This window comes from Bacillus sp. FSL R9-9834, from assembly GCF_038006905.1.
GTDB lineage: Bacteria > Bacillota > Bacilli > Bacillales > Bacillaceae_G > Bacillus_A > Bacillus_A pacificus.
The window spans coordinates 3,909,533-3,931,562 of sequence record NZ_JBBOWD010000001.1 but is presented as its reverse complement, the minus strand read 5'-3'; the positions used below and the strand labels follow the sequence as shown (position 1 = coordinate 3,931,562).

The 22,030-nt window shown below is 35.6% G+C and carries 26 protein-coding genes; 17 read left to right on the top strand and 9 right to left on the bottom strand.

Annotated elements, in window-relative coordinates; genetic code table 11:
* Nucleotides 1-37 precede the first annotated feature (37 nt).
* On the top strand, nt 38-514 hold the full coding sequence (locus MKY00_RS20440) for a ribbon-helix-helix domain-containing protein (RefSeq protein WP_000151911.1): 477 nt from the start codon (nt 38-40) through the stop codon (nt 512-514).
* A 128-nt stretch (nt 515-642) separates the two neighbouring features.
* Here MKY00_RS20440 and MKY00_RS20435 read toward each other — a convergent pair whose 3' ends face one another.
* A complete protein-coding gene (locus MKY00_RS20435; protein ID WP_016718428.1) occupies nt 643-2,232 on the bottom strand; it encodes a bifunctional metallophosphatase/5'-nucleotidase in 1,590 nt (529 codons plus the stop codon).
* A 200-nt stretch (nt 2,233-2,432) separates the two neighbouring features.
* Here MKY00_RS20435 and MKY00_RS20430 point away from each other — a divergent pair, with 200 nt between their 5' ends.
* From MKY00_RS20430 to MKY00_RS20420, 3 genes are all read left to right on the top strand, one after another.
* Nucleotides 2,433-2,696 (top strand): YqkE family protein, encoded by a 264-nt coding sequence (locus MKY00_RS20430; RefSeq protein ID WP_016718427.1) that lies wholly within the window; start codon nt 2,433-2,435, stop codon nt 2,694-2,696.
* Nucleotides 2,697-2,764: 68 nt separating this feature from the next.
* A complete protein-coding gene (locus MKY00_RS20425) occupies nt 2,765-3,289 on the top strand; it encodes a GrpB family protein (protein WP_001227169.1) in 525 nt (174 codons plus the stop codon).
* A 129-nt stretch (nt 3,290-3,418) separates the two neighbouring features.
* Nucleotides 3,419-4,246, top strand: a complete 828-nt coding sequence (locus MKY00_RS20420; RefSeq protein WP_000548011.1) for an aldo/keto reductase — start codon at nt 3,419-3,421, stop codon at nt 4,244-4,246.
* Between the two features lie 29 nt (nt 4,247-4,275).
* On the opposite strand, the gene MKY00_RS20415 is transcribed toward MKY00_RS20420, so the two are convergent.
* The gene (locus MKY00_RS20415; RefSeq protein ID WP_016718426.1) at nt 4,276-5,190 is read right to left on the bottom strand and encodes an aldo/keto reductase; all 915 of its coding nucleotides are present in this window, start codon (nt 5,188-5,190) and stop codon (nt 4,276-4,278) included.
* A 59-nt stretch (nt 5,191-5,249) separates the two neighbouring features.
* On the bottom strand, nt 5,250-5,378 hold the full coding sequence (mciZ, locus tag MKY00_RS20410; RefSeq protein ID WP_000870299.1) for a Z-ring formation inhibitor MciZ: 129 nt from the start codon (nt 5,376-5,378) through the stop codon (nt 5,250-5,252).
* 74 nt (nt 5,379-5,452) lie between these two features.
* Here mciZ and MKY00_RS20405 point away from each other — a divergent pair, with 74 nt between their 5' ends.
* Nucleotides 5,453-5,992, top strand: coding sequence for an NUDIX hydrolase (locus tag MKY00_RS20405; RefSeq protein WP_000067038.1), 540 nt, complete (start codon nt 5,453-5,455; stop codon nt 5,990-5,992).
* 24 nt (nt 5,993-6,016) lie between these two features.
* Here the strand turns inward: MKY00_RS20405 and MKY00_RS20400 are convergent, their stop codons facing one another.
* Complete coding sequence (locus tag MKY00_RS20400) at nt 6,017-6,568, bottom strand: GNAT family N-acetyltransferase (RefSeq protein ID WP_000803491.1); 552 nt, start codon at nt 6,566-6,568, stop codon at nt 6,017-6,019.
* 155 nt (nt 6,569-6,723) lie between these two features.
* Here MKY00_RS20400 and spoIIM point away from each other — a divergent pair, with 155 nt between their 5' ends.
* From spoIIM to MKY00_RS20350, 10 genes are all read left to right on the top strand, one after another.
* Nucleotides 6,724-7,341, top strand: a complete 618-nt coding sequence (gene spoIIM, locus MKY00_RS20395; RefSeq protein ID WP_223290733.1) for a stage II sporulation protein M — start codon at nt 6,724-6,726, stop codon at nt 7,339-7,341.
* Between the two features lie 106 nt (nt 7,342-7,447).
* Complete coding sequence (fur, locus tag MKY00_RS20390) at nt 7,448-7,903, top strand: ferric iron uptake transcriptional regulator (RefSeq protein WP_000392655.1); 456 nt, start codon at nt 7,448-7,450, stop codon at nt 7,901-7,903.
* Between the two features lie 103 nt (nt 7,904-8,006).
* Entirely contained in the window at nt 8,007-8,237 is a 231-nt protein-coding gene (locus tag MKY00_RS20385; RefSeq protein WP_001250432.1) for a YqzK family protein, read from the top strand.
* A gap of 6 nt (nt 8,238-8,243) precedes the next feature.
* Nucleotides 8,244-9,134, top strand: coding sequence for a site-specific tyrosine recombinase XerD (xerD, locus tag MKY00_RS20380; protein WP_000390084.1), 891 nt, complete (start codon nt 8,244-8,246; stop codon nt 9,132-9,134).
* 143 nt (nt 9,135-9,277) lie between these two features.
* On the top strand, nt 9,278-10,021 hold the full coding sequence (locus MKY00_RS20375) for a FixH family protein (protein WP_016718425.1): 744 nt from the start codon (nt 9,278-9,280) through the stop codon (nt 10,019-10,021).
* Between the two features lie 424 nt (nt 10,022-10,445).
* Nucleotides 10,446-11,630 carry a phosphopentomutase gene (gene deoB / locus MKY00_RS20370; protein WP_001046082.1) on the top strand — a complete coding sequence of 395 codons (1,185 nt, stop codon included), beginning with the start codon at nt 10,446-10,448 and terminating at the stop codon, nt 11,628-11,630.
* 12 nt (nt 11,631-11,642) lie between these two features.
* On the top strand, nt 11,643-12,464 hold the full coding sequence (locus tag MKY00_RS20365; protein ID WP_001078446.1) for a purine-nucleoside phosphorylase: 822 nt from the start codon (nt 11,643-11,645) through the stop codon (nt 12,462-12,464).
* 7 nt (nt 12,465-12,471) lie between these two features.
* Nucleotides 12,472-13,776 (top strand): pyrimidine-nucleoside phosphorylase, encoded by a 1,305-nt coding sequence (locus MKY00_RS20360; protein ID WP_001243079.1) that lies wholly within the window; start codon nt 12,472-12,474, stop codon nt 13,774-13,776.
* A gap of 62 nt (nt 13,777-13,838) precedes the next feature.
* A complete protein-coding gene (gene corA, locus MKY00_RS20355) occupies nt 13,839-14,801 on the top strand; it encodes a magnesium/cobalt transporter CorA (protein ID WP_001998197.1) in 963 nt (320 codons plus the stop codon).
* A gap of 103 nt (nt 14,802-14,904) precedes the next feature.
* A protein-coding gene (locus MKY00_RS20350) for an IS3 family transposase (RefSeq protein WP_085966780.1) occupies nt 14,905-16,061 on the top strand; the annotation gives its coding sequence in 2 pieces (ribosomal slippage) (nt 14,905-15,157 and nt 15,157-16,061; 1,158 coding nt in all).
* A 59-nt stretch (nt 16,062-16,120) separates the two neighbouring features.
* Here the strand turns inward: MKY00_RS20350 and MKY00_RS20345 are convergent.
* Complete coding sequence (locus MKY00_RS20345) at nt 16,121-17,410, bottom strand: NCS2 family permease (RefSeq protein ID WP_000676254.1); 1,290 nt, start codon at nt 17,408-17,410, stop codon at nt 16,121-16,123.
* Between the two features lie 134 nt (nt 17,411-17,544).
* A complete protein-coding gene (locus tag MKY00_RS20340; protein ID WP_016718422.1) occupies nt 17,545-18,216 on the bottom strand; it encodes an SIMPL domain-containing protein in 672 nt (223 codons plus the stop codon).
* Between the two features lie 159 nt (nt 18,217-18,375).
* Here MKY00_RS20340 and MKY00_RS20335 point away from each other — a divergent pair, with 159 nt between their 5' ends.
* Both MKY00_RS20335 and MKY00_RS20330 read left to right on the top strand, forming a co-directional pair.
* Nucleotides 18,376-18,795, top strand: a complete 420-nt coding sequence (locus MKY00_RS20335) for a MarR family winged helix-turn-helix transcriptional regulator (protein ID WP_016718421.1) — start codon at nt 18,376-18,378, stop codon at nt 18,793-18,795.
* Nucleotides 18,796-18,897: 102 nt separating this feature from the next.
* Nucleotides 18,898-19,443 carry a hypothetical protein gene (locus tag MKY00_RS20330; protein ID WP_016718420.1) on the top strand — a complete coding sequence of 182 codons (546 nt, stop codon included), beginning with the start codon at nt 18,898-18,900 and terminating at the stop codon, nt 19,441-19,443.
* A gap of 96 nt (nt 19,444-19,539) precedes the next feature.
* Here MKY00_RS20330 and MKY00_RS20325 read toward each other — a convergent pair whose 3' ends face one another.
* Genes MKY00_RS20325 through MKY00_RS20315 form a run of 3 tightly spaced genes read right to left on the bottom strand, consistent with a single transcriptional unit; the run spans nt 19,540 to nt 21,884 of the window.
* Nucleotides 19,540-20,628 carry an ABC-2 transporter permease gene (locus MKY00_RS20325; RefSeq protein ID WP_016718419.1) on the bottom strand — a complete coding sequence of 363 codons (1,089 nt, stop codon included), beginning with the start codon at nt 20,626-20,628 and terminating at the stop codon, nt 19,540-19,542.
* Nucleotides 20,618-21,499, bottom strand: coding sequence for an ABC transporter ATP-binding protein (locus MKY00_RS20320; RefSeq protein ID WP_016718418.1), 882 nt, complete (start codon nt 21,497-21,499; stop codon nt 20,618-20,620). The genes MKY00_RS20325 and MKY00_RS20320 overlap by 11 nt, the downstream gene beginning before the upstream one ends.
* A complete protein-coding gene (locus MKY00_RS20315) occupies nt 21,465-21,884 on the bottom strand; it encodes a GntR family transcriptional regulator (protein WP_000548034.1) in 420 nt (139 codons plus the stop codon). The genes MKY00_RS20320 and MKY00_RS20315 overlap by 35 nt, the downstream gene beginning before the upstream one ends.
* Nucleotides 21,885-22,030 lie beyond the last annotated feature (146 nt).

The window sequence follows — 22,030 nt, the reverse complement described above, 5'->3', positions numbered from 1 at the left end:
CATACTAGTGTCATTTCAACACGGGAGGAGGGAAATTGTGACGATTGGAGAAATTATCGATTGTTTAAATAGGCGTGAATCCATCGCTATTATAGCAAAACGTCTTGAAATAAGCCCGTATACATTATCGAAGAAATTAAGATTGATTGGATACGAATATGATGGAGAACAGAAAAAGCGTATTTTTGTAGGAGATGGAGAAGAACCGCGTCACTTACAACTCCAAGAAGCGACAGCCCTTCAATATGCGAAAACGGATTATCAACTATTAATTTATGAACAATTACAAAGTATTTATGAGTTATTAAGAAAGAAAGAAGAAGTAATTGCGCCCATGATGAATATAAGTACAGAAAAAAAGAAACGTACCTTTTCTATTAATAAAGAAATATTAGCAAAACTAGACGTTATATCAGAATCGAAAGGAATTCAAAAATCTAAACTTGTAGAAGAGGCGTTACAACAATTTTTACAACAATATGATTTTAATAACACATCACATATTGATAACTAAAGAAAAGGATACTATGTTCATTGTCAGAACGAGTATCCTTTTTAGGTTTCACATATATGACGGATAAAATAAAAGGTCCATGTGTATCTTTTACGATGAAAAATTAAGGTTGTTTATTATGAGTGTACTTAATTTATTTTTTGAATTCTACCATCGATAATTGGCTGAATAGGTTCTTTTAATTGTTTTACGTAATCGACTAGCGCTTCAAAGTCGTTTGGACCAGTTTCTGCATTTTTACCATTTTTAAATGATACAAATCCATCACCGCCAGAAGCTAAAAAGGCATTTGCCACTACGCTATACGTTTTAGATGGAGATAATTCTTCACCGTTTGTTAAACGTATATTTGTAACTTTTTCACCGTTTGGTTTATTTGCATCCCACGTATATTGAATACCTGAAATTTGAAGCATTCTCGTCGTACCTTTTTGCCATTGTTGATTTAAAATGTCACGAATATCTTGGCCTGTTAAATCTACTTTAATTAATTGGTTTCCAAAAGGCTGAATGCCATATAATTCGCCCCATGTAATATCGCCAGCATCTAAGTCATTACGAATGCCACCTGGATTCATAAGTGCGATTTGAGTTTGCATCGTTTGCCGCTGGGCATCGGCAACTAAATTTCCAAGAGTGGACTCACCAGCATCATTTTGTTTACGGTCGATAGGTGCTGTAGATTTTCCGACAACTTCATTTACAAGTGGTGCAATTTTTTCTTTATATTGATCTAATTTTTTCTTTACTTGTTTATCAGGTTCTACACCTTCATGGTATGTTGTAACAACTTCAGCTTTTTTCTTTACAATATCTTTTGTTTTACGATCAATTGTTACATCTACATCTGAGAAAGCCATTCCGTAAGAGTTTGCTTGGACGATTAGTTTATTATTTACAGTACCATTTACATACGTGTGACTATGCCCACCAAAAATAACATCAACTTCCGGATCTGTTTCATTTGCAATTCGAGTAAGGTCTCCATTTGTCACACCAGACTCATCTGTTGTTCCGCCGACATGAGCAAGGACGACAATGGATTTAACGCCAAGACGCTTTAATTGCTGTGTTGATTTATTAATTGCTTCTACTTCGTCAGTGATTTCTACATTTTTAAGCATAGTAGGCATCACCACATTTGGTGTATCAGTTGTAACTACGCCAATGAATCCTACAGGCACACCATTTACCATTTTTACAGTAAATGGCGGTAAAAATAAGCGGCCAGTGGATTTATTATAGAAGTTTGCAGCGACATAAGGGAAATTAGCACCTTTGAAATTTCCTGTTTTTTCGTGATGGCCACCATAAATGAGACGTTTCATTTCATCGATACCTTCATCAAATTCGTGGTTTCCGATTGTACCAACATCAAATTTTAAATCATTTAAAAATTCAATCGTTGGTTCATCTTGTAATAATGCTGAAACTGGTGGACTAGCTCCGACAATATCACCAGCGTGTACGAGAAGTGTATTCGGGTTTTGTTTTTTACGTTCTTTTAAATAAGTAGCTAAGTAATCAGCGCCACCAGCTTCTTTGTTATTAATTTTTTTAACAGTATCTAGTTGTCCATGGAAATCATTAATACCAAGTATTTGTACGTCTATGTAGCGGTTTTGTTCAGCTGGAGCCTGGGATGGGGGAGCGGCAAATACGGTTGAAAAAGTAATGGTGCTTAAAACGGCAACAGCAGGAATAATTTTTTTCCACATAATATAATTCTCCTTTTTTATAATCTGACATCATACGACATAATTTTAATAGATTCATAGGATTATATCTATACAAAAATTTGGTTTTTTCGAAAAATTAACATATTTACAAAAGATGAATAATAGAGTAAAGACCCTTTTTTATTGTCGAGTTCATTGTGTATCTACTATAATGGAGAAAAAAGTAAAAGGTGAGTAGTATGAAGAAAAAGAAACAAAGACAAATGCAAAGACAATCGCAAGTGAATCAACAAAAGAAAGAGTCGCTTACATTAGGTGATCAATTAAATGATTCACTCATGCAGCAATTAAAGAATAAGAAGAAAGAGTTGCAAGGAAGAGAAGAGAAAAAAGAGGCAGCTGAACAGGAAAGAAAGCGCCAAGAACAAAAAGAACGTGAAAAGAATAAATCATTTGAAGAACTGTTAAGTGAAAGTAACCTTACTTGGAAAGACTTTAAATAATAACGAAAATGATCAGTGAATAACGCTGATCATTTTTTTGACGAGCTTGTAAGAAAAGGGGAGTTAGAATGAGAAAAATTGTAGTTGTTCCGCATGAAAATCATTGGGGTGAAAAATTTCAAATGGAGGCTGAAAGATTAAAAGCGGCGATGCCAGAAAAGGTGAAGGTCCATCATATTGGAAGTACGTCGGTGCCAGGACTGGCAGCGAAACCAATTATAGATATGATTATGGAAGTAGAGAGTATCGACAGAGTAGATAGGTGGAATGAACGTTTTGAAGAGCTTGGCTATATCGTAAAAGGGGAGAATGGTATTTCAAGACGCCGTTATTTTATTCATGGAACGGAGGAAAAACGCTCGTATCACTTACACGTGTTTGAAAAAGGAAACCCTGAGATAGTAAGGCATTTAGCATTTCGTGATTATATGATGGCTCATTGTGAAGAAGCTGAGGCATATGCAACTTTAAAGAAAGAATTAGCTGAAAAGTATACATATGATGGTGCGTTATATTCGGAAGGGAAAACTGAGTTTGTACGTAATGTTGATGAAAAAGCGAAGAAATGGATAGAAAATAATGTGAATGAATGAGTTCGCATTATTTTAGAAAGTATATAAGTTTATTATGTAAACTGTACATATGTTTTGACTTTTTTGTTGAATCTTGTTCAAATAAAGTGGTGGCTTATAAAAAAATGTAATAATGAAAGGGAGACGACTGTGCACATTCCAACAACTACACTTCATAATGGCGTAAAAATGCCGATGATTGGTTTAGGCGTTTATAAAGCGAAAGAAGGCGACGAAGTAAAACAAGCAGTAAAAACAGCGTTAGAAGTTGGATACCGTTCGATTGATACAGCAACTGTATATGAAAATGAAAGCGGTGTCGGAGAAGCGGTTCGTGAATCAGGGATTCCGAGAGAAGAGATCTTTATTACAACAAAAGTTTGGAACGATGATCAAGGGTACGAGGAAACACTTGAGGCTTTTGAGAAAAGCTTAAAAAAATTACAAATGGACTATGTAGATTTATATTTAATACATTGGCCAATAAGAGGGAAGTATGTTGATACGTACCGAGCGTTAGAAAAACTGTATGAAGAAGGTAAAGTGCGCGCGATTGGTGTTTCTAATTTCCATAAACATCATTTAGAACTGCTATTACCAAATTGCAAAGTAAAGCCGATGGTAAACCAAGTGGAACTTCATCCAATGTTAACACAATTTGAATTGCGTAATTTCTGTCAAGGTGAGCAAATTCAAATGGAAGCATGGAGTCCGTTAATGAGAGGCGGAGAAGTATTTCAGCACCCAATTATTCAGGCTATTGCTACTAAATATGAAAAAACACCTGCGCAAGTTATATTAAGATGGGATATTCAAAGCGGGGTTGTGACGATTCCTAAATCTGTTACACCATCTCGCATTCAGGAGAATTTTTCTATCTTTGATTTTTCACTAACGGAAGAAGAGATGACTCAAATTAATACGTTAAATCGTAATTTACATGTAGGAACGAATCCTGATAAATATGATACGTTATAAAAAGACGCTACCAGTATGGTAGCGTCTTTTTAACGGTGTAATGCGTACGTATCACATTTCACAATTTGCTGAAGCTGTGTATATTCTGCTGTTGTTAACTGTGTTTGTTTACTAGACTGTACATTTTCTTGTAATTGTTGAATAGAGCTTGCACCAGGTATAACAGCTGCAACAGTTTCGTTATGTAAGCAATATTGAATAGCTGTTCCAGTTAAGGCGTTTTCTCCAATTATTTCTTTTACATTCGTAAGCGTCGCATATAATTCATCGTAAGAATAAGAAAGGTAATCTTTTTCTTTTACTCTTTCTATCTTTCTTGCATTATTGTCAGTTAAAATTCCTTTTGCAAGTGGTCCGCGAGCAATGACGCTAATTTGATGTTCATTAAGAAGCTGGAACCATTCTTCAGGGCGACGATTCAAAAGGCTATATTCCATTAGAACACTAACGATATTTGAACGCTTTGCATACTCACGGATGACATTTGGACGTATAGAAGAAATACCGTAATGGCGAATGATACCTTCTTTTTTTAATTCTTCAAAGGCTTCAATTACTTCATCTATAGGATCTTCAATCGTTCCGCCGTGAAGTTGATAAAGATCAATATAATCAGTTTGAAGTCTACGTAAACTTTCTTTCACTTCAGCCTTTATGTAATTTTTAGAAGGATCCCAAGACCAGCCATTTTTTTCTTCTGTCCATCGATTTCCAACCTTCGTTGTAAGGACAATTTGGTCTCGTTTTCCTTTTAAGGCTTTTCCAACAAATTCTTCGTTTAATCCATAATCATATAAATCCGCTGTATCAAAAAAATTGATTCCTAAATTGATTGCTTCATCGATAATACGCAGGGCTTCTGTTTCAGATGTACCGAGAGACATACAGCCAAGTCCCATTTCTGTCACATATAAATCTGAGTTTCCTAATTGACGTTTTTTCATAAGTCAACCTCCTTCTCCTTATTCTTATTGTACGCAAGGGAAAAGAGGTTGACAAACGTTTACTTTTTAGTTGCTGTAATCCACTCTTGTACAGTTGTATACTCTTTGCCATATTGTTTTAGCTTATGGCGAATTTGCCATGCTTTTCCGACTAAAGTGACGCGATTTGGTAAAATATAAACTTTCATTTCTATCACGCTCCTTTCAATGTGGTAAAATGTATGAGGAAAGAATAGGAAATAGAACAGGGAGATGAAGTAGTATGAGTAATCTTGCAGAGAGAACAGTAAAAACTGAGCCGATTTTTGATGGTAGAGTTATAAAAGTTCGTGTTGATGATGTAGTATTACCAAATGGAGCAATGAGTAAACGTGAAATTGTAAATCACCCTGGTGCAGTTGCTATTATTGCTATTACTGATGAGGGGAAAATTGTGCTTGTTGAGCAGTATCGTAAAGCGCTTGAAAAGGCGATTATAGAAATTCCGGCTGGCAAGTTAGAACCAGGTGAAAAACCTGAGGTGACAGCAGTTCGTGAATTAGAAGAGGAAACAGGTTATGTATGTGAAAATATGGAGCTTATTACTTCTTTCTATACATCTCCAGGATTTGCAGATGAAATTTTATATGTATATAAAGCGACAGGTTTGACGAAAAAAGAAAATAAAGCTGCGTTAGATGAAGATGAATTTGTGGAATTGATGGAAGTATCATTAGAAGAAGCAACTACTCTTATGAAAGATCTTCGTATTCATGATGCGAAGACGATGTTTGCAGTACAATATTTACAACTACAAAAATAAACACTCGCCAAAGGCGAGTGTTTTTTAATTAATTTTTGCATATACGCGTGCATCACGTAAGCTACCATCTGGTGCTATGAAATCATTTTCCATTGTACCTTCTAGAATAAATTCTAAACGTTCTGCTAAGTTACATGCATTTGTATTTGTTGCATCAATACGAATTTCAATTCTTCGAGCGCTTAGCTTATCAAAGGCAAATTGAATGGCACCTTTCACAGCTTCGGTCATATAGCCTTGTTTTGTATAAGCGCTATGTAGCCAGAAGTGAAGTGAAAACTTTGGAATATCCCAGTTTTCAGGCTTGAGCGTTATAGCTCCGATGAATGTACCAGATACTTTATCGTATAAGTGAAAATCAAGTGTTTCACGAAGTAAAAACTGTCCGTGAGCGTTACGAACGATTTCTTCAGCACTTTCTTCTGTTTCAGCGTTAATTGGCATCCACGGTACTAAGTCTTCTAGAGAAGCTTGTATTGCTTCATACACTTCTGCACCATCACCTGGAAATGGCTTACGAACCTGTAAGCGTTCAGTTTGAAATAATGTTGGAAAATCTAATAATAATGGTTTCAAGAGAAATCCCTCCTATTCTCTACTTTTTAGTTTAGCAAAGTAGAGCGGAATTTCAATGTTAATTCGTCATACTTTTTTCTTTCTTTCATACATTTTTAGTAAGAGTGTGAACGGAGGGAAGAAAAATGTGGAGAAAAACTTGGCAAGACCGTGTAATGTCTCACATACAGGAAAACTCTTCATTATATATATTTAACGCTGTTTTGTTATTGATGGGAGTAATATTTGGAGCGATTCTTGTAAATAGTTTACAATTAAATCAAAAACAAGATTTATCTTTTTATTTGCAACGTTTTTTTGGACAAGTTTCTAAAGGAGAATTTGCTATTGCAGGCGAAATGTTTCGAGAAAGTTACTTTTCACAATTAAAATACATTGGATTTATTTGGATTTTAGGGATTTCAATTATTGGATTGCCACTCATTTTTATTTTATTATTTGCAAAAGGAGTAGTTGTCGGATTTACAGTAGGTTTCTTAGTAAGTCAGCATGGATGGAATGGATTATTATTAGCATTCGTTTCTGTATTGCCACAAAATCTCATTATCATCCCAGTATTTCTCGTTATGACAACAATTGCCGCAAGTTTTTCCTTACGCATGATTAGGCATCAATTTATACGAAAAATAACTGAGCCGCTATTACCATTATTGATCCGTTATACATGCTTCTTTCTTGTAATTGGAGCGGTGCTAGCTCTTGCTTCTAGTGTGGAAGCTTATGCATCACCAGTTTTAATGAAAGAAGTCGTTGAGGCTATTAATAAACAATAAATACTTTATGAGAATAATTATCAATTTGTTTTTATTGTTTTTCTTTTGACAGAAGCCCTTCTTCTGATATAATGGTGTAAGAGTGGCGAGGAGGGAGTAGTACCGAATGGAAGAAAGAATTGAACGAATTAAGAAGCAATTACATGCAGCGAGCTACAAATTAACACCGCAACGTGAAGCAACAGTTCGTGTGCTGCTAGAAAATGAAGAAGATCATTTAAGCGCAGAAGATGTTTACCTCCTTGTAAAAGAAAAGTCGCCAGAGATCGGATTAGCAACCGTCTATCGAACTTTAGAACTATTATCTGAGTTAAAAGTTGTCGATAAGATTAACTTCGGAGACGGTGTTTCACGCTATGACTTACGCCAAGAAGGTGCGCAGCGTTTCCACCATCATTTGATTTGTACACAATGTGGTGCTGTACAAGAAATACAAGAAGATTTACTTGGTGAAGTGGAAAGGAAAGTAGAACATGACTGGAGCTTTAAGGTGAAGGATCATCGTTTAACATTCCATGGGATTTGTAAAAATTGTCAAGAAAATGAAACGGATGAAAAATAACCTTTTCCTATTTAACTAGGAAGAGGTTTTTTATTTGAATAAGGTATAAATTGGTGAAAGCTTGGCATATGTTGTAATAACTTATATTTTGGAGGAATTTACAATGCGTCGAGCTTTAAAATTAACTTTTGATGGGATAAAAGTATTTTTATTATTTACAAGTTGTACGATTTTGTTTTATTTCGCTATACTATGGATAAATGAAGAATATGAAAGCTATCATCGTTATGAAAAGCCAAAAGAAGAGACTGTAGAAAAAGTATCAGGGAATGAAGAGCCGGCAAAGGATGCTTTCGTAAATAGAATGATGTTTTTCTATGAAAATGGGGAGTAGTGTAGATTGGAAGATCAATTAAAAGATTTTATTCATTATATGGTTGTTGAAAAAGGGCTAGCGAAAAATACAGTAGTATCTTATGAACGTGATTTAAAAAGTTATGTAAAGTATTTGCAAAATGTAGAACAAGCGAAAAGCTTTCACGAAGTGACACGCTTGCACATTGTTAACTTTCTGCAGCACTTAAAAGAAAACGGAAAATCTTCGAAAACATTAGCACGTCATATTGCATCGATTCGTTCGTTTCACCAATTTTTACTTCGTGAACGAGCGGTAGAGCACGATCCATCCGTACATATTGAAACGCCGCAAGGAGAACGGAAATTACCGAAAGTATTGTCAGTTGATGAAGTAGAGGCGTTACTGCAGACACCAAAAATGACGAGCGCTTTTGGGGTTCGTGATAAAGCGATGCTAGAGTTATTATATGCAACAGGACTTCGTGTTTCAGAATTAATAGCATTAAATTTAGAAGATGTACATTTAACGATGGGGTTTGTTCGATGCATAGGGAAAGGGAATAAAGAAAGAATTATTCCACTAGGAAGTTTAGCGACGGAAGCGATTCAAAAGTATATTGAAAAGGGAAGAAGAGAATTGATGGGGAAAAAAGTAGTAGATGCACTCTTTTTAAACCATCATGGAAATCGATTATCAAGACAAGGATTTTGGAAAATTTTAAAACGATTAGCGAAAGAAGCAAATATTGAAAAAGAGCTTACACCTCATACGTTGCGTCATTCTTTTGCTACGCATTTATTAGAAAATGGTGCAGACTTACGTGCTGTGCAAGAAATGCTTGGACATGCAGATATTTCAACAACACAAATCTATACGCATGTTTCAAAAACTAGATTAAAAGATGTATATAAACAGTTTCATCCGAGAGCATAGATACTATGCTCTTTTTTCATAGATTCAAAAGGCTATAGCACTTCACAGAAACTTCACAAACATTTCGTACATTGTTTTCAGCAGAAGACTAGAATATTACAATGTTTTTCCTCTATACTAAATAAAGTATGAAGGAGGAAATGATGATGAAAAAACTTATTATGACTTTATTTATCGCGATGCTAGCATTGGCTGGCTGTAATACAAACAAAGAAGAACCGAAAAAAGAACAGAAACTAGAAGCTGTAAAAGTAGCAGTTCAAACAAATCCGAAAGAAATTAAACCTGGTGAAAAAACAGAAGTACAAGCACTTGTTACACAAGGAAAAGAAAAGGTAACAGATGCTGATGATGTAAAGTTTGAAATTTGGAAAGCTGGCGAGGAAAAGCACGAGATGCTAGAAGGTAAGCATAAAGGAAAAGGTGTTTATGCTGTAGAAAAAACGTTCGAAACGGATGGAGTATACCACATTATTGCTCACACAAATGCACGTGAAATGCATGTTATGCCAGAAGTAAAAGTGGCTGTAGGAAATGCGAAGGTAGAAGATGCGAAAAAAGAAAATAGTGATCATGGTGCAGGACATGGCGATCATAAAAGCGATACAATGATCCACCTTATGGCTGGTGATATAAAAGCAAATGCTGAATCAACAATGAAAGTTCACTTAAAACAAAAAGAAGAAGCGTTAACTGGTGCTGAAGTCCAACTTGAAATTTGGAAAGATGGTGTTGAAAAACACGAATTTATTCCAGCGAAAGAAGGAAATAAAGGGGAGTATGAAACGAAACATACTTTCAAAGAAAACGGTTCTTACAAAGTGAAAGTTCATGTTAAAAAAGGCGAATTGCATGAACATAAAGAAGAAACAGTAGAAGTAAAATAAAAAAGTAGCTCTTTAGAGCTATTTTTTTATTTTTATCCCGAAAAATGATCAGTGGGAAAGAACAAAACCGCCACTGATTAAAATTTTACTTTATATGAAGAAATAAATCATAAAATAATTAGCACTTCTTTGCATAATGGATTACAATAGAAGTGTGAAGAAAATGAGAAATTCTACGAAAATGTATTAAAAAGAAAGCGTAAACATGTTATGATATCAGTATCAGATGTCTGACATCTGACTTAGAAAAAACTAGAAATGTTTTTGCGTCGTTTCAAGGTAAACGAAATAGGTTAGAGAATGATTTAAAGAAGTACTGTTTGATAATGAGAACGAAAGATAATTCTTATGGAGAACAGTTTCACTTTATAGCGTTTTGAACATACTACAAGAAGTAGAACTGAACTTATAGGAGGTCGCAGTTATGAATAAATATAAACGTATATTCCTAGTCGTAATGGACTCTGTTGGAATCGGTGAAGCACCAGATGCTGAACAATTTGGTGATTTAGGATCTGACACAATTGGTCACATTGCTGAACATATGAATGGGTTACAAATGCCTAACATGGTGAAATTAGGTCTTGGTAACATTCGTGAAATGAAAGGCATCTCTAAAGTAGAAAAACCACTTGGATATTATACAAAAATGCAAGAAAAATCTACTGGTAAAGATACAATGACAGGTCATTGGGAAATTATGGGTCTTTACATTGATACACCATTCCAAGTGTTCCCAGAAGGATTCCCAAAAGAATTACTTGATGAATTAGAAGAAAAAACAGGCCGTAAAATCATCGGTAATAAACCAGCTTCTGGAACTGAAATTCTTGATGAACTTGGTCAAGAACAAATGGAAACAGGCTCTTTAATTGTTTACACTTCTGCTGATAGCGTACTACAAATCGCAGCACACGAAGAAGTAGTGCCGCTTGATGAGTTATATAAAATTTGTAAAATTGCACGTGAATTAACGTTAGATGAGAAGTACATGGTAGGCCGTGTTATCGCTCGTCCATTCGTTGGTGAGCCTGGAAACTTTACACGTACACCGAACCGTCATGACTATGCATTAAAACCATTCGGCCGTACAGTAATGAATGAATTAAAAGATAGTGATTATGATGTGATTGCTATCGGTAAAATCTCTGACATCTATGATGGTGAAGGGGTAACTGAATCACTTCGTACGAAGTCTAACATGGATGGAATGGATAAGCTTGTAGATACATTAAATATGGACTTTACAGGTCTTAGCTTCTTAAACTTAGTTGACTTTGATGCATTATTCGGTCACCGTCGTGATCCACAAGGATACGGAGAAGCTCTGCAAGAATATGATGCACGTCTTCCAGAAGTATTCGAAAAACTAAAAGAAGATGATCTATTATTAATTACAGCAGACCACGGTAATGACCCAGTGCATCATGGTACTGATCATACACGTGAATATGTACCGTTATTAGCATATAGCCCAAGCATGAAAGAAGGCGGAAAAGAGTTACCACTTCGTCAAACATTTGCTGATATTGGTGCAACTGTAGCAGAAAACTTCGGTGTGAAAATGCCAGAATACGGAACAAGCTTCTTAAACGAGCTAAAGAAATAGGGGGATAAACAAATGAATCGTGAACTTATTACAAAATCAGCTTCATACTTAAAAGAGAAATTTCAAGAGACACCACAAGTAGGACTAATCCTTGGATCTGGACTAGGTGTATTAGCAGATGAAATCGAGAACGCAGTAACAGTACCTTACAGTGAAATCCCTGAATTCCCAGTTTCAACTGTAGAAGGCCATGCAGGTCAACTAGTATTCGGTACACTTCAAGGTGTAACGGTAGTAGCAATGCAAGGACGTTTCCACTTCTATGAAGGATACGATATGCAAAAAGTAACATTCCCAGTTCGTGTTATGAAAGAACTAGGGGTAGAAACAGTTGTTGTAACAAATGCAGCTGGTGGTGTAAATACATCATTCGAACCAGGCGATCTTATGTTAATTTCAGATCACATTAACTTCATGGGTACAAATCCATTAATCGGACCAAATGATTCTGAAATGGGTGTACGTTTCCCTGATATGTCTACATCATATACAGTAGAGCTTCGCGAAATGGCGAAACAAGTTGCAGCAGACTTAAATATTAAAGTACAAGAAGGTGTATACGTTGGAATGACAGGTCCTGTATATGAAACACCTGCTGAAATTCGTATGCTTCGTACACTTGGCGGAGATGCAGTTGGTATGTCAACAGTACCTGAAGTAATTGTAGCGCGTCACGCTGGTATGAAAGTACTTGGTATTTCTTGTATTTCAAATATGGCAGCTGGTATTTTAGATCAGCCACTTCACCACGATGAAGTAATCGAAACGACAGAACGTGTTAAAGCTAACTTCTTAGCATTAGTAAAAGCAATCGTAAAACAAATGAAGGGGTGACCTCACAATGAGAATGGTGGACCTAATTGCAAAAAAACGTGACGGACATGCATTAACGACAGAAGAAATTAACTTTATTGTTGAAGGATATACAAATGGTGATATTCCTGATTATCAAGTAAGTTCACTTGCAATGGCAATTTTCTTCCAAGATATGAACGATCAAGAACGTGCAGATTTAACGATGGCAATGGTAAATAGCGGTGATACAATCGACTTATCAGCTATTGAAGGAGTAAAAGTAGATAAGCACTCCACAGGTGGCGTTGGTGATACAACAACACTTGTATTAGGTCCATTAGTAGCCGCTTTAGGTGTACCGGTTGCAAAAATGTCTGGACGTGGTCTAGGACATACTGGTGGTACAATTGATAAATTAGAAGCAGTTCCAGGATTCCATGTTGAAATCGAAAATGATGAATTCATGCGTCTTGTAAATGAAAATAAAATCGCAGTTATTGGTCAAAGTGGAAACTTAACACCTGCGGATAAAAAATTGTATGCACTTCGTGATGTAACGGCAACAGTAAACTCAATTCCGCTTATTGCAAGCTCAATTATGAGTAAAAAAATTGCTGCTGGTGCAGATGCAATTGTTCTTGATGTAAAAACTGGAGCAGGTGCATTTATGAAAACAGATGAAGATGCAAAACGTTTAGCAGAAGCAATGGTACGCATTGGTAATAACGTTGGTCGTAATACGATGGCTGTTATTTCTGATATGAGTCAACCACTTGGTGAGGCTATTGGTAACGCACTTGAAGTACAAGAAGCAATTGATACGTTACAAGGTAAAGGACCGAAAGATTTAGAAGAGTTATGTTTAACGCTTGGAAGTCAAATGGTATACCTTGCTGGACAAGCTTCATCTCTAGAAGATGCACGTGAGAAATTAATTGAAGTAATGAACAACGGTAAGGCGCTAGAATCATTTAAAACGTTCTTATCAGCGCAAGGCGGCGATGCATCTGTTGTTGATGATCCTTCTAAATTACCACAAGCACAATTTAAAATTGAAGTGGAAGCGAAGGAAGACGGTTATGTATCAGAAATCGTTGCAGATGAAATCGGAACAGCAGCAATGCTTTTAGGAGCAGGACGTGCGACGAAGGAATCTGAAATTGATTTAGCTGTTGGCTTAATGCTTCGTAAAAAAGTAGGGGACAGCGTGAAAAAAGGTGAATCCCTTGTTACCATTTACGCAAACCGTGAAAATGTAGAAGACGTAAAAGCAAAAATTTATGAGAACATGAAGATCTCTAAAGAGCATGTAGATGCACCAACATTAGTGCACGGCATCGTTACTGAATAATAAAGAAGGGCCAGGGAGTATTTCTCCTTGGCTTTTTTTACTATTTTTTGTTTATAATAATAATGGGTGAAAATATGATTAGAATTTGTGCAATAACAAAAACAGATGAAGTATTATATGATGTTTCGCTAGAGGAAACAAAGAAAGACCATATTGTATGGTATTGGCTAGATTTATATAAGCCAACGAAAGAAGAGTATACATACATTTTGCAAGATCATTTTAAGTTCCATCCCCTTGCAATTGAAGACTGCATAGAATATGTACAGAGGCCAAAAGTTGATTTTTATGATGGATATAACTTTTTAGTTCTTCATGCATTTGGTGAGGATGGATTAGAACCGCACGAGATTGATTTATTTATTAGTGATCGTTATATTGTTTCTTTCCACTTTTCTCATAACAATGCAATTGAAAGAGTATGGAAAACGCTTGGAGAAAAGAAGCGTATTAAAAATAGTCCTTTACACGTAGCGCATACAATTATCGATCAAATTGTAGATGACTATTTTGCGCCTGTATATTACATTGAGGATCATTTAAATGCAATTGATGATAATTTAACGGGTGAAACGGCAGGAAGTGTACTAGAAGAAGTATTTGATATACGTGCAGATTTATCGAAGTTAAGACGTACAATTATTCCGATGCGTGATTTATTGTATCGCATTTTAAATTCGACTCGTTTTTACGGTATAAGTGATCATGAAATTTATTTTAAAGATATACATGATCATTTGCTTAAACTGACCGAAATGATTGAAGCAAGCCGGGAGTTAACAGCAGATATTCGAGATAGCTATTTTTCATTAAACTCGCATCATATGAATAACATTATGAAAACATTAACTGTATTCTCGACTATTTTCATGCCATTAACATTTATTGCGGGAGTATATGGAATGAACTTTACGCATATGCCAGAGCTCGGTGGACAATATAGTTATTTTATTTGTTTACTTATTATGGCACTAATTGGCGGCGGCATGATGGCTTGGTTTTATAAAAAAGGATGGTTTAAATAAAAAACACCGAGGGAAATGAAGTGAACCCGAATAGTGGTACATGAAAAAAACACCTCCTGAATTCGCATACTAAGTATGCAAATTCAATGGAGGTGTTTTTCGTTTGAAGACAAGAGTTCATTACCCAGAAGAAACAAAGTGGAAAGTGATTGAAATGAAGAAAGACGGCTATTCAAATCGTACAATTATGGAGAAACTCGGAATTAAAAATGTTTCCCAAATTAAGACATGGATGAAATGGTATCGTACAGATCAAACGTATTGTTTTCAACAACCTGTAGGAAAACAATATTCTTATGGAAAAGGACCAAAAGAGCTCAGTGAATTAGAACAGCTACGTTTAGAAAATAAACATCTAAAAACAAAATTACTTGTATGGGGAAAGTATCTGGAAATCGAAAGGGGCTGAAACCAGAAACTGTAGTTACTTTATGGGAAAATGTAAAAACAAAAATAACGGTAAAAGAATTGTGTAACGTATTAGAATTACCCCGTTCCACATTTTATCGTTGGTTACAACGAACGGAAGATTTGAAAGATGGTATAGAAGAGAAAATAAAGGACGTTTGTCTTAGGCATAAATTCCGGTATGGATATCGAAGAGTGACCGCTACTCTTCGTAAAATGGGACTGTGTGTCAATCATAAAAAAGTATTACGAATCATGAGACAAAATCACATTCTTTCAAAAGTACGTCGAAAGAAAAAGAAATATATCAATGGTGCGGAGCCAATGGTAGCCCCTCATCGATTGGAGCGCCAATTCGATGCATCCAGACCAAATGAAAAATGGTTTACGGATGTGACGTATCTCTTATTTGGAGAGCGTACTTTGTATTTATCAACGATTATGGATGCCTTTAATCGTGAAATTATTAGTTGTGTCATCAGCGAATCACAAACACTGGCATTAGCGATGAAGACATTAAAACAAGCAATGAGAGGGCGAAAAGTAAAAGATGTCCTTCTTCACTCAGATCAAGGAAGTATTTATACAGCAAAAGAATTTCAAGCGTATGCCAAAGAAAACGGCATGATCACCAGCATGTCCCGGAGAGGAAATTGCCATGATAATGCCGTCATGGAAAGCTTCTTTGGTCATTTAAAAAGTGAAGCTTTCTATTCACAAAAGATAACAAAAGTATCCAACACAACTGTGCGAAAGATTGTGCTAGAATACATTCATTACTACAATTGTGTGCGAATTCAAGAAAAATTAAACCACCTATCCCCTAAAGAATTTAGGGAACAAGTGGTTTAGGTGTTTTGATTGGTGTCCCGTTTTCGGGGGTCACTTCAAAAATTCCTCGGTGTTTTTACTTAACCAATAGCATGTAATACGAACATGGCTAAGAATAAGCATGTAATGATATACATAGACGGTGCGACTTCTTTACGCTTTCCAAGAGCAACTTTTAAGATAGGATAAGCAATAAATCCGAACGCAATGCCATCAGCGATACTATATGTGAGCGGGATCATGACGATAATTAAGAACGCTGGAAATCCTTCTGAAAAATCGTTCAGAGGAATTTGTTGAATGCTTGTAATCATCAGGCCGCCAATAATAATTAAGATTGGTGCAATGGCACTATCAGGAATTAGTTTGACAAACGGAAGTGCAAACAGCGATGCAAAGAATAACAACCCTGTAACGATAGACGTCAGACCTGTCTTTCCGCCTGCAGTAATACCTGCGGCACTCTCTACTGTTGATACGGTAGGGCTTGTGCCAAATAGACCACATGTCATTGCTGAAATTGCATTGGCTTGGTAAGCACGTGGGAATTTACGGTCATCTTCTAATAAACCGTGCAGAAGTCCCATGTTCTCAAAAATAAGCACCATGCTTAAGGAGAATGTTGCAATCCAAAACGGTAAGGAAGAAAGTTTGCCAAATGACATAGCCCCAAACACATCGCCGTAACTCGCGAATGAGAATGAACTATTTCCGATTTGACTTGTATCAACAAGGCCAAATAGCCATGCAATACCAGTTCCTATTGCAATCGTCCATAAAAAGTTTCCACGTACGTTACGAATAAATAGTACAAGTGCAACGATAAGAGTAAGCACGGTCGCAAGAACGACAGGGCTACTTAATTTACCCATTGCAACAGCAGTATTTGGATTCGAAACGACTAAACCACCTTTTTGCAATCCGATAAATGCTAAAAATAATCCGATGCCGACAGTGATAGCTTCCTTTAGTGACTTTGGAATCGATACTGAAAGCACGCGAGCGATTGGTGTAAACGCAGCAATTGCAAAAATAATACCAGAGATGAAGACAGCTGCTAATGCTTCCTGCCAAGTTAATCCGAGCGTATGCACAGCAGTGTACGTGAAGAATGCATTTACACCCATACCAGGGACAAGAATAGCAGGTGCATTTGCCCAAAATGCCATGAGCAGACATCCGACAAATGAACTGAAAACAGTTGCTAAAATTCCAGCTTCAAGAGGAATGCCAGCATCGGATAAAATGGATGCATTTACAATCATAATATATACGATCGTAAAAAATGACGTAACTCCAGCTAAAACTTCTTGTTTTGGTGATGTTTCGTGTAAACCTAATTTAAATGTTCTTTCAAGTATTCCTTTCATGTTAAACCTTCTTTTTCATATCCCTCTCCCACCCGTGATATCTCTTTTGTAAGAGCTCACCGTCCTTTATTATATCAGAACATCATGTTTTTACAACAAGGAAAATGATAACGTTTACTTATAAATGAAATTATTTATAAATACGTAAAAATCGCTCGTATTGTAGAAATGATCTCTAATTCTCCCGATTGAATGGGAGGAGCTGCTTGTGCATGTAAAGCAGCATAGGATGCAACTTCCCGTGGTAATTGAGCAGATTCTTCAACGAATGAGAGTGGAACAGGATTAATGTTTAAATTGTATGTACTCGCAATAGCACGAGCTTTTTCTACCGCTTGTTGCAGAGCTTGAATGAGAGCTTGCTCGTAATATTTATTTGGATGAGATATTCGAAAACGTAAACCTTTTGCTACATTTGCTCCATTTGAAACAGCTATATCATATACTTCCCCTGCTTTTTGTACATTTAAAACGGTAATTTCATACAAATGTTCCACACGATATCCTTGTAGTAATGCTTTATCATTTATATATTCATATTGAGGCGTAATCGTATATGAAATGGTTTCTATATTTTTTTCAGCAATACCTAGTTGTTTCAGTGCATCTAATAATTGTTTTGATTGCACTGCATTTTCTTCTTGTGCCTGTTTTACATTTTTATGATCTGTACGAATACCGATTGTTAATATAACGACATTTGGTTTTGCTTTCACAACGCCTTCACCTTGCACCGTAATGGTAGCTTCTTTACCAGTATTTGCTGTACGTACGTTGTGTAAATAAGGGTTCATTCCACTTTGCATCTTCCATCACCATCCTTATTTATATGTATATGTGTGAACAAAAAAGAAATTTGTATGAAAAAGTTACATAAATGGGAATGTTAAAGAAAGAAAGCATATACAACGAGGGTATTTATAGATTATAATATGTGTAAATATGATAAAAAAGGGACGAGGCTAGTGAACGAAAAAAGAGAAACATTGATTTTAGAGTTATCCGGATCATTTAGAAAGATGATACGTTTATTACAAAATGATATTAATACACGTTTTGCAGAACATATGCCATACAATGAATTTTCTGTATTACGCGCATTATTTTTAAAAAGTCCACAGATGGCTTCGCAAATTGCGAGTGAAGTAAACGTAACCTCCAGTCATATTACAGCTGTTACTGATCGTCTCGTACGAAAAGGGTTTGTAGAAAGAAAGCGTTCAAATTCTGACCGTCGTATCGTGTACTTAGAAATTACAGAACACGGAAGAGAAGTAACTGAAAAACTTGAAGCTGTGCGTAAAGAATATTATAAAGATAAATTTAAAGGTTGGAGCGACCAAGAAATCGAAATGGTGTTAGAGCTATTTGGCCGCGTATTATAATAAATGGGGATAGGAAGCGAAAGCATTCCTATCCTTTTTCTTTTGAATAAAAATATTTTGAAACTCCGATACTTTAATTAAAAAGAATCGGAGTGGAAAATTATGAAACGTATTTGTATGCTTTTCATTATGATGGGAAGCTTTTTCGGCTTTCATCAATTCGTAGATGCCGCTACGCCCCTTCAAGTCGTTCAAAAAGAATTACAACATATTTCAAATAAGCAACCTGTTTTATATTCAAAACTATGGATTCGTTCAATGCAGAATGCGATTTTATTTCATCATAGTGATAACATTCGGCACGAAGATACGATCAGTAATATAAAGAAGTCTTCTCTTGTAAAAGTAAAACAGCTTCCACTTCAGAAAGCATCACAATACATCCCGAGATTATCACAATATATTTCTAAGTTTGAAGCTGAAAATGTACAAGTGTATTATGTGGCAGCTCGTTATGAAGTGAAAAAAGAAAATCCATATCAGTTAAATGGAATGAATTATTTTATGCAAGTGTTTATTCAACAAGGCGGAGAATGGAGAATTGCTGAAAGCATAGTTGCTCCAACAGATCAAATCGTGGCAAATGGTGACGGGTTTGGAACGAAGCAAGAAAAAGAATATGGGAAAAGAAGAGAGAATGTGAAATAACCTCTTTATTTAGATCGGGATATAAAAAAAGCATTGCTCTTGTGCAATGCCTTTTTTTATTTGGTTCATATAACAGTTAAATAATTCATGGCATATTTATTTCCCTGCAAAAGCAAACTTCAATTTTAATAGACGTGTAAAAATGAAGTAACTTATGGTAGCGAATAGGAAAAATCCAACATAATAAGACAGAAGTGCATCTCGTCCGCCTAATATTCTACCACCAAGTAGTCCGAAGCATAGAACAGTGCAAATTATGAACCATTTTTGCAAGTTAGGAAACAATAGTATTTTTCCACTTTGTTCGTTCGGTGTACGTGTGTATAGAAAGGTTGCTATTGATAAAAAGGTAATGATGTAAGAAAATGGTGTTAATAGTGTCCAAGGAGAAGGTACAGAAATACGCTCCGTAGGATTGTCCTGTGATACACTGGGAAGTTTATTGCCATAGTCATCAAATGTTTCTATCGGGTGGTAATCATAAGTAATAGAAAAATATTCTAATGGTGAAATGATACCTATATGTTGTAAGTACTCATGAGTATGGCGCTCTATTTCTCCCATTGCATCTACAGACCATTGTGTGTGTGAATAAATGAATCCGGAAATTAACAATCCAAAACCGTATGGTAAAAATAATAGAATGATAGTTAAAATACTTTGAGAAAATATATGTCCAGTAAGAGTCCCTATAAATAAGGCGAATGTATAAATAGCGATAAGTACAACGGTAGCATATAGAAAGTAACTATAGAACGGAGCAAAGGTTTGATACTCATTGTGAAACGACATGTTTTTTATTCCGTACATGCTAATCAAGCAAACAATTTGTACTGTAATAATATTCAAAACACCAAGCCACCATTTTGTTAAAAAAATATCCTTTCGTTTAAAAGGCATCGAGAATAGAAAATCAGCTGATTGATTATTACGTTCCCATCCAATTAAAAGACAAGCGAGTGCAATTAGAGTAGCTCCTTGAAAGAAGATGGCACCATCAGATGTCTGAAAATAGTAGGAGTAGTAATATGCATAGTCACCAAACTTCATTTTTGATAGTTTTAGTTGCATTTGTGCTTCTTGATAATATCTATAAGGTAGTTGATATAAACTAGTTAACCAAAATAATAGAATTATATATTTTCCTTGCTTCCATTGCCTCATCCATAAAGCTTTATGAAACATGTGAATCCTCCTCAAATGTAGTGATAAAAATATCTTCAAGCGACATTGTTAATTCTTCAATGAGCAGTGGTTGTTCTTTATAAAACTTTTCCAGTGTTGTAGCCACATTTCCCTCAATTAAGATTGTATATACTTTTCCTGTTTGATTTAATATTTTAATATTGCTTAAGTTTTCTAGTTTTTGAGGTAATGAACGTTCGTAAGCAACTTGTATTTTTGCAAATCGTGATTTTGCATCGTCTAGTGATGTAATAGAAGCTATAGTATGGCCTTTTAATATAATAATTGTATCTGCAATTTGTTCCACTTCATCTAAATGGTGAGTGGAGATGAAAATGGTAATCTCTTGTTCTGCAACTTCTCCAACGAGAAACTGTAAAATTTGTCTTTTCACGATAGGGTCAAGTCCGTTTGTCGGTTCATCTAAAATAATATATTCTGCTTTTGTAGAAACGGCTAAAATGATGGCAAGTAGTGCTTTCATTCCTTTTGAATAACTACGAATTCTTTTGTTTGGTAAGTTAAAACGTTCTAACAGTTCATAGAAATATGCTTCATCAAATGCGGCATAAACTGCTTTATAAAACTTTACTATTTCTTTTACCGTATAGCCGTTCAGTATGTTAGTAGAATCCGGAACATATACGATTTTTTGCTTTATTTCAGGACACTGATGAATGTTTGTATCTTCATATGTAACAGTCCCTGCATCAGGGTCTAAAATGCCGACCATCGTTCGTAATAAAGTTGTTTTCCCCGCACCATTTCTTCCGAGTAATCCGATGATACTCCCTCTTTGCAATGTGAAAGAAACATCGTCTAAAATCGTTTGATTATCAATTGTTTTCTTCAGGCTTGTCACTTTCAGCATCCGCATTTCCTCCAATCTCTTTATAGTATGAATCTATCCAATCATGAATTTTATCTTTCGTAACACCAAGATAAGAGGCTTCTAATAGTAATTGATGAAATTGCTTTTCAACCATAGCGATTTTCCTTTCGTCTAATGTTGGGGTAATCGATTGGGATACAAATGTTCCTTTTCCTCGTAATGTTTCAATAATCCCTTGTCGCTCTAACTCTTGATACGCTTTACTCACTGTATTTGGATTTATAACGAGTAAAGAAGCGAGTTCGCGTACAGAAGGTAGTTTGTCACTTGGAGCTAACATGTTCTTTAATACGAGTTCTTTTATATTTTGAACAATTTGTTCCCATATCGGAGTGTTGCTTCTTGGATCAAGTTGAATATGCAAGAGCAATGTCTCCTTTCTGACTTGTATTAAGTGTACTACTATGTGTAATACACTTAATACAATATAGATGATGAATGTGTTTGTCAACTGAAAATGTTAGAAAAATATGGTATTAAAAAACAGTGAATTGGAAAAAATAGGTTTGA